The organism is Cellulomonas sp. ACRRI (assembly GCF_022346185.1).
Lineage (GTDB): Bacteria > Actinomycetota > Actinomycetes > Actinomycetales > Cellulomonadaceae > Cellulomonas.
This window is the reverse complement of the sequence record NZ_JAKRMS010000021.1, coordinates 1-15,011: the sequence shown is the minus strand read 5'-3', so window position 1 is coordinate 15,011 and position 15,011 is coordinate 1. Positions and strand designations below refer to the sequence as shown.

Sequence of the window (15,011 nt, the reverse complement as noted above, 5' to 3'; positions counted from 1 at the left end):
CGCTTTCTCCCCAAGTCTGGCACGTCCCGGGGACCGGCCGGACGGGACGTCCTGCCCACGGGACGCCCGGGGAGGTCAGGCCGGTGGCGGTCCCGCGTGCCGGACCGCCCACGCGTGCATCGCGATCGCGGCCGCCGCGCCCGCGTTGATGGACCGCGTCGAGCCGTACTGGTCGATGTGCAGCACCGCGTCGGCACCGGCCCGCGCGGCGTCGGACAGCCCGGCGGACTCCTGGCCGAACAGCAGGACGCACGCCCGCGGCACGGGGTACCCGTCGAGCGGCACGGAGCCCGGGACGTTGTCGATCCCGAGCACCGGCAGCGCGCCGCCCCCGGGGCCGGCCGTGGCGGCCCAGGCGAGCAGGTCGTCGACGTCGGGGTGGTGGTGCACGTGCAGGTAGCGGTCGGTGACCATGGCGCCGCGGCGGTTCCAGCGGCGGCGGCCGACCACGTGCACCCCGGCGGCGTTGAAGGCGTTGGCGGTGCGCACCACCGAGCCGATGTTGAGGTCGTGGGCCCAGTTCTCGATGGCGACGTGGAACGGGTGCCGCCGGGTGTCGAGGTCCGCGACGACGGCCTCGACGGACCAGTAGCGATAGCGGTCGACGACGTTGCGGCGGTCGCCGTGCGCGAGCAGCTCGGGGTCGAGGCGCGGGTCGTCCGGCCACGCGCCGGGCCCGCCCGGCCAGGGGCCGACGCCGACCTCCTCGGGGCCGGCGGGGTCCACGGGGCCGGCGGGGTCGGTGGGGTCCACGGTCACACCAGGTCGACCGTCAGCGCCGCGGCCGACGCGCGGGCCCGCTCCCGCGCCTGCTCGACGTCGGCGCCCCGGGCGACGGTGACCGCGACCCGGCGACGCCCCGCGACGGAGGGCTTGCCGAACAGCCGCACCTGCGCGGTCGGCACCGCGAGCGCCGCGTCGACGCCGGAGAACCGCGGCACGCCCGTGCCCTCCGCGAGCACGGCGCACGACGCGGCCGGGCCGAGCGGCAGCACGTCCCCGACGGGCAGGCCGAGGACGGCGCGGGCGTGCAGGGCGAACTCGGACAGGTCCTGGGACGCCAGCGTGACGAGGCCGGTGTCGTGCGGGCGCGGCGACACCTCGGAGAACAGCACCCGGTCCCCCACGACGAACAGCTCGACCCCGAACAGGCCCCAGCCGCCGAGCGCGTCGGTCACCGCGGCGGCGACGCGCCGCGCCTCCGCGAGCGTGCCCGGCGGCAGCGGCGCGGGCTGCCAGGACTCCCGGTAGTCGCCGTCGACCTGGACGTGCCCGACGGGGTCGCAGAACGTGGTGCCCCCGGCGTGCCGCACGGTCAGCAGCGTGATCTCGGAGTCGAACCGCACGAACCCCTCGACGATCACCCGCACCGCGGCGCCGCCCTCGGCGACCGCCCGACCGCCCTGCTGGGCGTACGCCCACGCCGCCTCGACGTCGTCCGCCGTCCGGACCACCGACTGCCCCTTGCCCGAGGACGACATGACGGGCTTCACGACGCACGGCAGCCCGACGGCGTCGACCGCGTCCCGCAGCGCGTCGAGGTCGTCGACGAACCGGTACGGCGAGGTGGGCAGGCCCAGCTCCTCCGCCGCCAGCCGCCGGATGCCCTCGCGGTCCATCGTGAGGACGGTGGCGCGGGCGGTCGGCACGACCCGGACGCCGGCGGCCTCGACGTCGGCGAGCACGTGCGTGGCGATCGCCTCGATCTCCGGGACCACCACGTGCGGGGCCTCGGCGTCGAGCACCCTCCGCAGCGCCGCGGGGTCGAGCATGTCGACGACGTGCGACCGGTGGGCGACCTGCATGGCCGGGGCGTCCGGGTACCGGTCGACGGCCACCACCTCGACGCCGAGCCGCTGCAGCTCGATCGCGACCTCCTTGCCGAGCTCGCCGGAGCCGAGCAGCAGGACCCGGGTCGCGCCGGGCGTGAGCGGGGTGCCGAGGACGCCGGGCCGGCCGGCGGGCGGGGAGGTCGTCACGGCGGCCATCCTCCCGCACCCGGTCCGCCGCCCTCGCGCACCACCTCGCCCTCCGGGGCACCCACACAGGATGTGCACCTCCGGCAGCCGGCGGGCGGAGCCCCGCCCCGTACGCTGAGGCCCATGCCTGCGTCAGCCGCGCTCGTGTCGCTCGTCCCTGCCCTCGGCGCCCAGCCCGCGCTGCTGCCGGACTGGCTCGACGCGGAGCACCTCATCTCCTCGTTCGGCTCGTACGCGCTGATCGGGATCGTCGTCGTCGTCTTCATCGAGACGGGGCTGCTGTTCCCGCTGCTGCCCGGGGACTCGCTGCTGTTCACCGCGGGGGCGCTCGTCGCCCAGGAGGCGCTGGACTTCCCGCTCTGGCTGCTGTGCGCCCTGCTGTTCGCGGCGGCGTTCCTCGGCGACCAGGTGGCCTACCTCATCGGGCACAAGGTCGGCCCGCGGCTGTTCCGCCGGCCGGACTCGAAGATCTTCAAGCAGCAGTACATCGACCAGACCTACGCCTACTTCGACAAGTACGGCGGCCGGACGGTGATCCTGGCCCGGTTCGTGCCGATCGTGCGCACCTACGCCCCGGTCGCCGCGGGCGTCGGCGGCATGCGGTACCGCACGTTCGTCTCGTACAACGTCATCGGCGCGCTGCTCTGGGGCGTGGGCGTCACGGTGCTCGGGTACCTGCTCGGCACGATCTCGTTCGTCCGGGAGAACATCGAGGCGCTCGCCGTGCTCATCGTGCTCGTCTCGGTGATCCCGGTGGCGATCGAGCTGTGGCGCGGCCGCCGGGCGGCGAGGCGCGGCGAGGTCACCGCCGAGGGCCGCGACGAGCGGTACGACGAGCCCGCCGAGCGCGCCGCCGTCGAGCGGAAGGCGTTCGAGCAGTGACCGCCCGGCCGATCACCTCCTGGCTGTCCGACATGGACGGCGTCCTCGTGCACGAGGGCGTGGCCCTGCCGGGGGCGCCGGAGTTCGTGCGGGCGCTGCGCGACGGCGACCACCCGTTCCTGGTGCTGACCAACAACTCGATCTTCACCCCCCGCGACCTGCGCGCCCGGCTGGCCGCCTCCGGCATCGACCTGGCCGAGGAGTCGCTGTGGACGTCGGCCCTGGCGACCGCGCAGTTCCTCACCGACCAGGAGCCCGGCGGCTCGGCGTACGTCATCGGCGAGGCCGGGCTCACCACGGCGCTGTACGAGGCGGGGTACACGCTGACCTCGGCCGACCCGGACTTCGTGGTGCTGGGTGAGACGCGCACGTACTCCTTCGAGGCGATCACCCGCGCGATCCGGCTGATCCAGGGCGGCGCGCGGTTCATCGCGACCAACCCCGACGTCACCGGCCCGAGCCAGGAGGGCGACCTCCCCGCCACCGGTGCGGTCGCGGCGATGATCACCGCCGCGACCGGGCGGCAGCCGTACTTCGTCGGCAAGCCGAACCCCATGATGATCCGGTCCGCGCTGAACCGGATCGACGCGCACTCCGAGACGACCGCGATGATCGGCGACCGGATGGACACCGACGTGGTCTCCGGGATCGAGGCCGGCCTGCGGACGTTCCTGGTGCTCACCGGGTCGACCCGCTCCGAGGACCTCGTGCGGTACCCGTTCCGCCCGACCCAGGTCCTCGACTCGGTGGCGGACCTGGTCCAGCGCGTCCCGCAGTGGGCGCAGTCGTACCCGGGCGCCACCGCAGCCCCGGAGGCCTGAGCCCGGCGCGCACGCCGCCTACGCCTTCCGGCCAGGCCACCCCCGGCGGCAGCGGGTCGGGCGGGAAGGCGTAGGCGGCGCGGCGCCGGCCCCCGCGGGGCGGGTCAGGCCAGGCCGAGGTCGGTCAGGTCGAAGAGGTAGTGGTACGGCACCCCGAGGGCCTCGATCTTCTCCCGCGCCCCCGTGGCCCGGTCGACGATCACGGCCACGCCGCGGACGTCCGCGCCCGCCTCGCGCGCGGCCTCGACCGCGGCGATCGGCGAGGCGCCGGTGGTCGAGGTGTCCTCGAGCACGACGACGGGGCGGCCGGCGATGTCCGGGCCCTCGATGCGGCGCTGCATGCCGTGCGCCTTCGCCTCCTTGCGCACCACGAACGCGTCGAGGTCCTGCCCCCGGGACGCGGCGGCGTGCAGCAGCGCCGTGGCGACCGGGTCGGCGCCGAGCGTCAGACCGCCCACGGCCTCGACGTCCGCCGTGCCCAGGCCGACCTCCTCCAGCCGGTCGAGCAGCACGTGGCCGATGAGCGGCGCCGCCCGGTGGTGCAGGGTCACCCGGCGCAGGTCGACGTAGTAGTCGGCCTCGCGGCCGGAGGACAGGGTGACCCGGCCGCGCACGACGGCCAGCTCGACGATGAGGTCGCGGAGCTGCTCGCGCGGGGTCGGGGAGAGGGAGGAGGTCGTCACGGCCGCCAGCGTAGCGAGGCCGAGCCGCGCGTCAGTCCCCCGGGGCGCGGTCCGGGCGGCGGGTGGCGAGCGCCCGCAGGGCGGAGCGGGGCAGCACCCGCAGCACGCCGGAGGCGGCCCGGTAGCGCAGGCTGGGCGTCGACAGCACGGCCCCCCGGCGCACGTCCGCGAGGGCGGTCGCCACGACCCGGTCGGCGGACAGCCAGGCCAGCTCCGGGTAGGCCTCGCCGGCACGCAGCCCGGCGCGCTCGTGGAACTCGGTGTGCGTCAGGCCCGGGGACACGACCGTGGCCGTGACGCCGGTGCCGGCGAGCTCCGCGGCGAGCCCCTCGGTGAAGGTCCGCACCCACGCCTTGTGCGCCGAGTAGGTCCCGGAGGTCATGAGGGCGGCGACGGAGCCGACGTTGAGGATCGCGCCGCGCCCGCGCTCGACCATCGCGCCGGCCGCGGCGTGCGACAGCACGAGCACCGCGCGGACCATGAGGTCGAGCGCCGCCTCCTGCTGCGCGAGGTCGCTGCCGACGAACCGCTGGCCCAGGCCGATGCCGGCGTTGTTCACGAGCAGGCCGACGGGCCGCTCGGTTGCGCGCAGCCGCTCCGCGACGCGCTCCACGTCGGCGCGGTCGGTGAGGTCGGCGCGGAGGACCTCCGCGCGGACGCCCGCGGCGGCGCGCAGCTGGGCGGCGAGGCGCTCCAGGCGCTCGGCGTCGCGGGCGACGAGGACGACGTCGTGGCGGGCGGTGGCGAGCTGCCACGCGAACTCGAGCCCCAGGCCGGAGCTGGCGCCCGTGATCAGTGCGGTTCCCATGCGGCCACCCTACGGTCGCGACCCCCCGGTCGCCCGGGTGCCGGCCACCCGGTTCCGCGGGTGTCGGGACCGGCCGGTACCGTGCCGGTCATGCGCCTCGCCACCTGGAACGTGAACTCCGTCCGCACCCGCGTCGACCGCGTGATCGCCTTCCTCGAGCGGACCGGCACGGACGTGCTGGCGATGCAGGAGACCAAGTGCAAGGACGAGCAGTTCCCGCGCGAGGCCTTCGAGGCCGCCGGCTACGAGGTGGTCACGAGCGGCTTCAGCCAGTGGAACGGCGTCGCGATCGCCTCCCGGGTCGGGATCCACGACGTCGAGCACGCGTTCGCCGGCCAGCCCGGCTGGGGCGAGGACCCGGTGACCGAGGCCCGCGCCCTCGGGGCGAGCTGCGGCGGCGTGCGGGTGTGGAGCCTGTACGTCCCGAACGGCCGCGAGGTCGGCGACCCGCACTTCGACTACAAGCTCCGCTGGCTGGAGGCGCTCCAGCAGGAGTCGCGCCGCTGGATCGAGGAGGACCCGGCGCTGCCGGTGGCCCTCGTCGGCGACTGGAACGTGGCCCCGCTCGACACCGACGTGTGGGACATCGGCGTGTTCGCCGGGCGGACGCACGTGACCCCCGCGGAGCGGGACGCGTTCCAGGCGTTCGGCGCCGGCGGGTACACCGAGGTGTCCCGCGTGCACGTCCCCGCCGAGCACACCTACACCTACTGGGACTACCAGCAGCTGCGGTTCCCGCGGAACGAGGGCATGCGGATCGACTTCACCTGGGCGTCGCCCGCCCTCGCGCCGCGGGTGACCGGGGTGTCGATCGAGCGGGTCGAGCGCAAGGGGAAGGCGCCCTCGGACCACGTGCCGGTGGTGCTGGACATCGCCGACGCGGCGTGACGTGACCGACCCGTACGGCTACCCCGAGCCGTTCTACGCGCCCGGCTGGGCTCCGCCCCGTCCCCGCACGGACGGCGTGTCCGTCGCGGCGCTCGTCACGGGCGTCCTCGGCACCGGGCCGGTCGCGCTGGTGCTCGGCCTGGTCGGGCTGCGCCGCACGCGGCCCGGCGCCCCTGACCGGCGCTCCGGGCGGGGGCTCGCCGTGGCGGGCGTGGCGCTCGGCGCGCTGGGCACCCTGGCCTGGGCCGGCCTGGCCGCGCTGGTCGTCGGCTCGGCCGTCGCCGCGCGCCCGCTGCCGGCGGACGTCGCCGAGCCAGTCGACGCGCACGCGGTGCAGCTCGTGCCCGGCGCGTGCCTCGCGGACGTCCCCGCGGACGGCCCCGTCGACCGGGTGCGCGTCGTGCCGTGCGCCGAGCCGCACGCGGCGCAGGTGGTGTCGTCCTACGCGTTCGAGCCCGGCTCGCCGTGGCCCGGCGCCGCGGAGGCGTCCGCGCGCGTCGAGGCGTCCTGCGACCTGACCGACGACGAGCGCGACCAGGGCACGCGCATGCTCGCGTGGGCGCCGACGCAGGGGTCGTGGGCGCGGGGCGACCGGACCGGCCTGTGCGTGGCGGTGCCCCCCGCCCCGGTCACGGGGTCGCTGCTGGACGGCTCGGGCGCGCCGGCCCCGTCCTAGCGGTCGACGCCGGCGTCCAGCTCGGCGGCGTCCGCCGGCGGGGCGTCCGCCCCGGCGTCCAGCGGCACGACGAGCTGGTCCTGGACCTGCCGGCGCACGACGCCGGCCATGTCGGTCGCGCCGTCGTCGAGCAGCCACTGGACCTGCATGCCGTCCATGAGCGCGATGAGCTGGCGGCCCGCCGCGTCCGGGTCGACGCCCTCGCGGAGCGCACCCTGCTCGGCGGCCCGGGCGTACGCCGTCGTCGCGGCGTCGAGCGCCCGGCGGTACCGGTCCTGGAAGTACGCGTGCGCCGGGTGGTCCGCGGAGGTGGCCTCGGCGGAGAGCACGGCGTACAGCTCGACGATCCCGCGCCGGGTGGCGTTGAGCGCCACGAGCTCGACCAGGTGCCGCAGGGTGGTCACCCCGTCGGCGCTGTCCGCGTCCAGCCACTCGATGTCGACCTCGTCGCGGTGCTCGAGCACCGCGAGCAGCAGGGACTCCTTGGTCGGGAAGTGGTGCAGGAGGCCGGGGTGCGAGATGCCGCACCGTGCCGCGATCTCGCGGAGCGAGGCCCCGCGGTACCCGACCTCGCCGAACATGGCCGTGGCCTGGTCGATGATCTCCCGGCGCTTCGCGCGCCCCTTCGCGTACCCGCGCTGCTGCGTCTCGACGGACATCGTCCCTGGCCCCCGTCACCGTGCTCCGTGCGCGCCGGGCGGCGCGTGGTGGACAGGTTCTCACAGGCGGTCGGCGGACCGGCGACAAAAACCCGACCGAACGGTAGGCATCGGCTAGAGTGGTGGCACCAGTCCCACCGCACGAGGAGGTGCCCCCGCATGACCGCCGCATTCGACGTCGAGCGCGTCCTGGCCGAGCTCACCCTGGAGGAGAAGGCCGCCCTGACCTCCGGCTCCGACTTCTGGCACACCGAGGGCGTCGAGCGCCTCGGCGTCCCGCCGGTGATGGTGACCGACGGCCCGCACGGCCTCCGCAAGCAGGCCGAGAGCGCCGACCACCTGGGCATCGGCAACTCCGTGCCCGCCACCTGCTTCCCGCCCGCCGCCGCGCTGGCCTCGACCTGGGACGTCGACCTGCTCGACCGCGTCGGGCGCGCGCTGGGCCGCGAGACCCGCGGCAACGAGGTCGCCGTGCTGCTCGGCCCCGGCGTGAACATGAAGCGCTCGCCGCTGTGCGGCCGGAACTTCGAGTACTTCTCCGAGGACCCGGCGCTGGCCGGCGACCTCGGCGCGGCCCTCGTGTCCGGCATCCAGTCCGAGGGCGTCGGCACCTCGCTCAAGCACTACGCCGCCAACAACCAGGAGACCGACCGCATGCGGGTCTCCTCCGACGTCGACGAGCGCACGCTCCGCGAGATCTACTTCCCCGCCTTCGAGCGCGTGGTGAAGCAGGCCCAGCCGTGGACGGTCATGTGCTCGTACAACAAGATCAACGGCACCTACGCCTCCCAGGACCACTGGCTGCTGACCGAGGTGCTGCGCGACGAGTGGGGCTTCGAGGGCCTGGTCGTCTCCGACTGGGGCGCCGTGGTCGACCGCGTCGCCGCCGTCGCCGCGGGGCTCGACCTGGAGATGCCCGCCACCGGCGGCCGGACGGACGCGCTGGTCGTCGACGCGGTCAAGAACGGGCGGCTGGACGAGGCCGTGCTCGACACCGCGGTGCGCCGGGTGCTCACGCTGATCGCCCGCGCGCAGCCCGCGCTCGCGGAGCCCGGCTCGATCGACGTCGAGGCGCACCACGCGCTGGCCCGCGAGGCCGCGGCGGACGGCTCGGTGCTGCTGAAGAACGCGCCGGTGGACGGCACTCCGGTCCTGCCGCTGTCGGCGGACGACGCCGCGCGCGCCGTGGTGATCGGCGAGTTCGCCCGGACCCCGCGGTACCAGGGCGCCGGCTCCTCCCAGGTGAACCCGACCCGGCTGGACGACGCCCTCACCGCGCTGCGGTCGGCCACCGGCACGGACCTCGCGTTCGCCGCCGGGTTCTCCGTCGCCGGCGTGGACGGCTCGCAGGACGCCGACGACGCCGCGCTCCTCGCGGAGGCCGTCGAGGTCGCCCGCGGCGCGGGCACCGTGCTGCTGTTCCTCGGCCTGCCGGCCCCGGACGAGTCCGAGGGCTACGACCGCACGCACCTCGACCTGCCCGCCAACCAGCTCGCCGTGCTGCGCGCGGTCGCCGAGGTGAACGACCGCGTGGTCGTCGTCCTGGCCAACGGCTCGGCGGTCGCGGTGGAGTGGCAGGACGCCGCCGCGGCGGTGCTGGAGACGTGGCTCGGCGGCCAGGCGGGCGGCTCGGCCGTCGCGGACCTGCTGCTCGGCGTGCGGAACCCGTCCGGCAAGCTCGCCGAGACGATCCCGCACCGCGTCGAGGACACCCCGGCGTTCGGCAACTTCCCCGGCGCAGGCGGCCACGTCCGGTACGGCGAGGGCGTGCTCATCGGCTACCGCTGGTACGACACCCGGCTGCTCGACGTGGCCTACCCGTTCGGCCACGGCCTGTCGTACACGACCTTCGGCTACTCGGACGTCGCGGCGGCCGTGTCCGGCGAGGGCGCCTCGTCGTCGGTCGACGTGTCGGTGACCGTGACCAACACCGGCGACCGCGCCGGCGCCGAGACGGTCCAGGTCTACGTCGGTGACCCGGAGGCCGCCGTCCTGCGCCCGACGCGCGAGCTCAAGGCGTTCGCCAAGGTGACGCTGGAGCCCGGCGAGTCCCGCACGCTGCGGTTCACGCTCGACGCCCGCGACCTGTCGTACTGGCACCCGGCGCTGCGCCGCTGGGCCGTCGGCGGCGGCCGCACGGTGATCGAGGTCGGCGCGTCGTCCCGGGACATCCGCGGCACGGCGGAGGTCCCCGTCACCGGCGAGGCCCTCTACGGGACGCTCACCGCGGACTCGACCGTCAACGAGTGGCTCGCCCACCCGCGGGGCGCCGAGCTGCTCGGCGACGCCTTCGGCGAGGCCACCGCGGCGCTCGACCCGACGATGCTGGCGATGATGGGCGACATGCCGATGCGCGTCGTGGCGGGCTTCGGCATGGGCGGCTTCGACCTGGCCGGCCTGGACGACCTGGTGGCGCTGGCCGCGGCCTGACGCCCCCGCGGCGGCGCTGCGCGCGGCGGTGGACCCCGCCTGGGAGGACCGGGTCTTCTTCGGCTACGAGCGGCTGCTGGACCGGGGGCTCGTGCTGCGGCAGCGGGTCGAGCGCGCCACCTCGTCGCAGGTGCGGCTCGCGGACGGCACCACGCTCGACGCCGACTACCTGGTGCTCGCGACGGGGACCGCGTACCCGTTCCCGGCCAAGTTCATCGAGTCCGAGACCGCGGTCGCGCAGGCGCGGCTCGCCCGGATGCGCGAGGGGCTGGCGCGCGCGGAGCGCGTCCTGGTCGTCGGCGCCGGCGCCGTCGGCCTGGAGCTGGTCGGCGAGCTGCTGGACGCCTACCCGCACCTGTGGATCACCCTGGTCGACCAGGCCGACGACGTGCTCACCACGGACGACTACCTGCCGGAGCTGCGGGAGACGGTGCGCGGCCAGCTCGCCGACCGGGTGGAGCTGGTGCTGGGTTCCCGCCTGGGCTACCTGCCGCCGTCGGACGTCGGCGTGCACGAGCCGTTCGTCGTGGAGACCGAGGCGGGCGTGCGCGTCGAGGCGCAGATGTGGTTCCGCTGCTACGGCAACCTGCCGGCGAGCGACTACCTGGCGGGCGACCTGATGGGCGCGCGCAACGGCCTCGGCGAGGTCCGGGTGGACGGCACCCTGGCGCTGGCCGGGCACCCGACGGTGTTCGCGGTGGGCGACATCACGGACGTGCCGGAGTCGAAGCGCGCCTCGGCGGCGCGGGCGCACGCCGAGGTGGTGGCCGCGAACATCACGGCGCTGATCGAGGGGCGGGAGCCGACCGCGACCTACGCCCCGGCGCCGGAGCGCATCCTGCTGCCGCTGGGGCGCGCGGGCGGGGCGTCGCAGCTCGTCGGCGAGGACGGGGTGCGCCGCGTGGTCGGTGCCGCGGCGACGAGCCGGCTGAAGGGCGAGGACCTGTACGCGTCGAAGGTGGGCGCGCTGTTCGCCTGATCCGCGGGGCGGTCAGCCGCGGGCGGCGAGCCGCCGGCGGCGCAGCCGGGTCCAGACGAACCGCACGACCAGCACCACGATCACCGCGTACACGGCGTAGTTGATGTAGTCCGAGTAGTGCCCGATGTCCTGCCACTGGGAGCCGAGCACGTACCCGCCGACGATCAGCAGGCTGTTCCAGACGGCGCTGCCGATCGCGGTGTAGAGCAGGAACCGGACCTGCGGCATCCGCTCCAACCCGGCCGGGATCGACACGAGCGACCGGACGATCGGGACGCACCGGCCGATCAGCACCGCCGCGCCGCCGTGCCGCTCGAACCACGCCTCGGCGCGGTCCAGGTCCTCGACCTCCATCAGCGGGATCTTCTCCAGCCAGCGACGCAGCCGCGCCCGGCCGAACCAGGCGCCCAGCCCGTACAGCAGCCAGGCCCCGGCCACCGCACCGAGGGTGGCCGCGACGATCGCCCACACCAGGCTCATCTCGCCCTGGCTCGCGACGTACCCGGCGACCGGCAGCACGACCTCGGACGGGATCGGCGGGAACAGGTTCTCCAGCGCCACGACGAGGCCGACCCCGGCGGGGCCCAGCGTCTCGATGACGCCGACCACCCAGCCGGCCAGGCCGGTGAGCTCGGGCGCGGCGTCGGAGGCGGCGGGGACGCCGGCGGCCAGGGCGTGGGTCGCGTTCATCGCGGTCGATCGTCGCACGCGCCCCCGCGGGCGGCCCCCGGTGCCGAGGGTCCGGCGTGCGAGGCGCACAGGTCCTGCACACCTCGCACACCGGACATCACGGGCACGCCACCGCGTCGGGTGGAAGAAATGGCCGGACACGCCGACGGCGTGTCCGGCCAGACCTTCCACTCCCCGACCCGGTCCGCTCCCGGACCCGGTCCGCTCCCCGACCCGGTCCGCTCCCGGACCCAACGGGTCAGCCCCGGGTCAGCTCCAGGCCGTGCCCGTCGGCCGCGCGCGTCACGCGCACCGTGTCGCCGTCGTGGACCTCGCCCGCGAGCAGCAGCCGGGCCAGCCGGTCGCCGATCTCGCGCTGCACGAGCCGGCGCAGCGGCCGCGCGCCGTACGCCGGGTCGAAGCCCTCGATCGCCAGCCACTCGCGCGCCGCCGGGTCGACGGTGAGCGTGAGCCGCCGGTCCCGCAGCCGCGCCGCGAGGGACGCCACCTGCAGGTCGACGATCCTGCCGATCTCCTCGAGCGACAGCGGGTCGAACAGCACGATGTCGTCCAGCCGGTTGAGGAACTCCGGCTTGAACGCCGCGCGCACCGCGTCCATGACCCCGGCGCGCCGCTGCTCGGGGTCGAGCAGCGGGTCGACCAGGTGCTGGGAGCCGAGGTTCGACGTCAGCACGAGGATGACGTTCCGGAAGTCGACCGTGCGCCCCTGGCCGTCCGTGAGCCGGCCGTCGTCGAGCACCTGCAGCAGGATGTCGAACACCTCGGGGTGCGCCTTCTCGACCTCGTCCAGCAGCAGCACCGAGTACGGCCGCCGCCGGACGGCCTCGGTGAGCTGGCCGCCCTCCTCGTAGCCGACGTAGCCCGGGGGCGCCCCGATGAGGCGCGCGACGGAGTGGCGCTCGGCGTACTCGGACATGTCGATCCGGACCATGGCGCGCTCGTCGTCGAACAGGAAGTCCGCGAGCGCCTTGGCGAGCTCGGTCTTGCCGACGCCGGTCGGGCCGAGGAACAGGAACGACCCGGTCGGCCGGTCGGGGTCGGAGATGCCCGCGCGCGAGCGCCGCACGGCGTCCGACACGGCGGCGACCGCCGCGGACTGCCCGATGAGCCGCTCGCCGATGACCTCCTCCATCCGGAGCAGCTTGGCGGTCTCGCCCTCCAGCAGCCGCCCGGCGGGGATGCCGGTCCACATGGCGACGACCTCGGCGATCTCGTCCGGGCCGACCTTGTCGGCGATCATCGGGGTGTCCGCCGCGACCGAGGCGTCGGCCTCGCGCTCGCTGCGCTCCGCCTCGGCGATCTCCTTCTCGACCGCGGGGATCTCGCCGTACTGCAGCCGCGCGGCCGCGGCGAGGTCACCCTCGCGCAGCAGCCGGTCCGCGGTCGAGCGCAGGTCGTCCAGGCGGGCCTTGAGGTCGCCGACCAGGTTGTGCCCGGCCTTCTCCTTCTCCCAGCGCGCGGTGAGCCCGGCGAGCTCCTCGCGGCGGTCGGCCAGGTCGGCGCGGAGCTTCTCCAGCCGCTCGCGGGAGGCGGGGTCGTCCGCCTCGGACAGCACGACCTCCTCCATCTCGAGCCGGGTCACGGCGCGCTGCAGCTCGTCGATCTCGACCGGGGAGGAGTCGAGCTCCATCCGCAGCCGGGACGCGGCCTCGTCGACCAGGTCGATCGCCTTGTCGGGGAGCTGGCGGCCGGTGATGTACCGGTCGGACAGGGTCGCGGCGGCGACCAGCGCGGCGTCGGCGATCGTCACCTTGTGGTGCGCCTCGTACCGCTCCTTGAGGCCGCGCAGGATGGCGACGGTGTCCTCCACGGACGGCTCGCCGACGAAGACCTGCTGGAACCGGCGCTCCAGGGCGGGGTCCTTCTCGATCCGCTCCCGGTACTCGTCGAGGGTGGTGGCGCCGACCAGGCGCAGCTCGCCGCGGGCCAGCATCGGCTTGAGCATGTTGCCCGCGTCCATCGCGCCCTCGCCGCCGGCGCCCGCACCGACGACGGTGTGCAGCTCGTCGATGAAGGTGACGACCTCGCCCTCGGAGGAGGTGATCTCCTCCAGGACCGCCTTGAGGCGCTCCTCGAACTCGCCGCGGTACTTCGCGCCGGCGACCATCGCCGCGAGGTCGAGCGAGACCAGGCGCTTGCCGCGCAGGGACTCGGGCACGTCACCGGCGACGATGCGCTGGGCCAGGCCCTCGACGACGGCGGTCTTGCCGACGCCGGGCTCGCCGATCAGCACCGGGTTGTTCTTGGTCCGGCGGGACAGCACCTGGATGACGCGGCGGATCTCGGCGTCCCGGCCGATGACCGGGTCGAGCTTCCCGTCGCGGGCGCGCTGCGTGAGGTCGACGCCGTACTGCTCCAGGGCCTTGTAGGTGCCCTCGGGGTTCGGGCTGGTGACCCGCGAGGAGCCGCGGACGGACGGCAGCGCCGCGGCGAGCGCGTCGCGGGACGCGCCCTGGCCGCGCAGGGCGTCGGCGACGCCCGTCTGGCCGGCGGCGAGGCCGAGCAGGAGGTGCTCGGTGGACACGTAGTCGTCGCCCAGGGTGCGCGCCTCGGCCGACGCGGCCTCGATCGCGGACGCGGTGGCCCGGGAGGCGGTCGGCTGCGCCACGGACGAGCCGCTCGCCGCGGGCAGGTTGACCAGGATCGCGCGCACCGCGCGGCCGAGCGCCTGGCGGTCGGCGCCCACGGCGTCGAGCAGGCCGTTCGCCACACCGCCCTCCTGGGCGAGCAGCGCGTTCAGCAGGTGGGCCGGCTCCAGCTGCGGGTTGCCCGCGGCCGACGCCTGCTGGATGGCGTCGCCGATCGCCTCCTGCGACTTGGTGGTGAGCTTCGCGTCCAACGTCCCCTCCGTGCGTCCGGGTCGCGGCGGCCGGGCGGCCGCGCGTACGTGCGTGCTGGTGCGCCCCGCGGGTCCAGCGCGGGACGTCCGGTGCAACGCCGACCAAGTTGAGCCTATTCCGCTCAACTCTCGCCGTCGACCCGGCCGACGCGCGCCGCTTCGGCGAGGCGGCGGACCGTCGCCCGCCGGCTCGACCTACCAGGTGACGCCGGGTCATAGCACCGCATGACTCTGACCGTCGTCACCGCGCGTTGTGACCGGCTTCACGCCGTCGACTCGCATACGACACATCCCGGCAACGCGCGACACGCGCGCTGACCAGCGCACCCGTTGAAGCGCTTCCCCGTTTCGGACATGTCCGACTTGCACGACTGTGATCTGCGCATTTATGGGCAATCCGGACACCTTGTCTGTGATCCATCTCACAAACAGTGCCCGATATGCCCGCAGCGAGTTGCGCGGCGGCTGCCCCGTCCAACACGCTGGGCCCACTCGAGGCCGGGAGCACAACCGGCGCACAGATTCCACCGATCGTCTCGTCGCCACCCGTCCGATCGGGTGACACCACTCCCCCCGAAGCCCCGCGCACTTGTCACAGAGGCGCCCGCCTCCGACCGGGACGATCACGCTGGTCGTCTCGTGGTGCTCCTCGGTCCACGGGCGGTACCGGCGGGACA

At 75.1% G+C, this 15,011-nt stretch carries 13 protein-coding genes; 6 read left to right on the top strand and 7 right to left on the bottom strand.

Annotated elements, in window-relative coordinates; all coding sequences use genetic code 11:
• Positions 1-75: 75 nt before the first annotated feature.
• Together MHY85_RS06395 and purT are read right to left on the bottom strand one after the other, a co-directional pair.
• On the bottom strand, positions 76-759 hold the full coding sequence (locus MHY85_RS06395) for a TrmH family RNA methyltransferase (RefSeq protein WP_239194301.1): 684 nt from the start codon (positions 757-759) through the stop codon (positions 76-78).
• Complete coding sequence (gene purT, locus MHY85_RS06390) at positions 756-1,979, bottom strand: formate-dependent phosphoribosylglycinamide formyltransferase (RefSeq protein ID WP_239194299.1); 1,224 nt, start codon at positions 1,977-1,979, stop codon at positions 756-758. The genes MHY85_RS06395 and purT overlap by 4 nt, the downstream gene beginning before the upstream one ends.
• Before the next feature lie 123 nt (positions 1,980-2,102).
• Here purT and MHY85_RS06385 point away from each other — a divergent pair, with 123 nt between their 5' ends.
• Entirely contained in the window at positions 2,103-2,861 is a 759-nt protein-coding gene (locus tag MHY85_RS06385; RefSeq protein WP_239194297.1) for a VTT domain-containing protein, read from the top strand.
• A gap of 32 nt (positions 2,862-2,893) precedes the next feature.
• Positions 2,894-3,682 carry an HAD-IIA family hydrolase gene (locus MHY85_RS06380; RefSeq protein ID WP_239194358.1) on the top strand — a complete coding sequence of 263 codons (789 nt, stop codon included), beginning with the start codon at positions 2,894-2,896 and terminating at the stop codon, positions 3,680-3,682.
• A gap of 104 nt (positions 3,683-3,786) precedes the next feature.
• Here MHY85_RS06380 and pyrE read toward each other — a convergent pair whose 3' ends face one another.
• Together pyrE and MHY85_RS06370 are read right to left on the bottom strand one after the other, a co-directional pair.
• Positions 3,787-4,365: an orotate phosphoribosyltransferase gene (gene pyrE / locus MHY85_RS06375; protein WP_154728560.1), complete on the bottom strand. Its 579-nt coding sequence runs from the start codon at positions 4,363-4,365 to the stop codon at positions 3,787-3,789.
• Positions 4,366-4,396: 31 nt separating this feature from the next.
• A complete protein-coding gene (locus tag MHY85_RS06370; RefSeq protein ID WP_239194295.1) occupies positions 4,397-5,173 on the bottom strand; it encodes an SDR family oxidoreductase in 777 nt (258 codons plus the stop codon).
• 90 nt (positions 5,174-5,263) lie between these two features.
• Between MHY85_RS06370 and MHY85_RS06365 the strand changes: the two genes are divergently transcribed.
• Both MHY85_RS06365 and MHY85_RS21760 read left to right on the top strand, forming a co-directional pair.
• Positions 5,264-6,061, top strand: a complete 798-nt coding sequence (locus MHY85_RS06365; RefSeq protein WP_158370023.1) for an exodeoxyribonuclease III — start codon at positions 5,264-5,266, stop codon at positions 6,059-6,061.
• 1 nt (position 6,062) lies between these two features.
• Entirely contained in the window at positions 6,063-6,737 is a 675-nt protein-coding gene (locus MHY85_RS21760; RefSeq protein WP_239194293.1) for a DUF4190 domain-containing protein, read from the top strand.
• Here the strand turns inward: MHY85_RS21760 and MHY85_RS06355 are convergent.
• Positions 6,734-7,396 carry a TetR/AcrR family transcriptional regulator gene (locus MHY85_RS06355; RefSeq protein WP_239194291.1) on the bottom strand — a complete coding sequence of 221 codons (663 nt, stop codon included), beginning with the start codon at positions 7,394-7,396 and terminating at the stop codon, positions 6,734-6,736. The genes MHY85_RS21760 and MHY85_RS06355 overlap by 4 nt on opposite strands.
• Positions 7,397-7,555: 159 nt before the next feature.
• Here MHY85_RS06355 and MHY85_RS06350 point away from each other — a divergent pair, with 159 nt between their 5' ends.
• The gene (locus MHY85_RS06350; protein ID WP_239194289.1) at positions 7,556-9,826 is read left to right on the top strand and encodes a glycoside hydrolase family 3 C-terminal domain-containing protein; all 2,271 of its coding nucleotides are present in this window, start codon (positions 7,556-7,558) and stop codon (positions 9,824-9,826) included.
• Positions 9,827-9,854: 28 nt separating this feature from the next.
• Positions 9,855-10,805 carry an FAD-dependent oxidoreductase gene (locus tag MHY85_RS06345; RefSeq protein ID WP_239194287.1) on the top strand — a complete coding sequence of 317 codons (951 nt, stop codon included), beginning with the start codon at positions 9,855-9,857 and terminating at the stop codon, positions 10,803-10,805.
• Positions 10,806-10,817: 12 nt separating this feature from the next.
• Here MHY85_RS06345 and MHY85_RS06340 read toward each other — a convergent pair whose 3' ends face one another.
• A complete protein-coding gene (locus tag MHY85_RS06340) occupies positions 10,818-11,495 on the bottom strand; it encodes a DedA family protein (RefSeq protein ID WP_239194285.1) in 678 nt (225 codons plus the stop codon).
• A gap of 238 nt (positions 11,496-11,733) precedes the next feature.
• Positions 11,734-14,334, bottom strand: coding sequence for an ATP-dependent chaperone ClpB (clpB, locus tag MHY85_RS06335; protein WP_239194283.1), 2,601 nt, complete (start codon positions 14,332-14,334; stop codon positions 11,734-11,736).
• Positions 14,335-15,011: the final 677 nt, after the last annotated feature.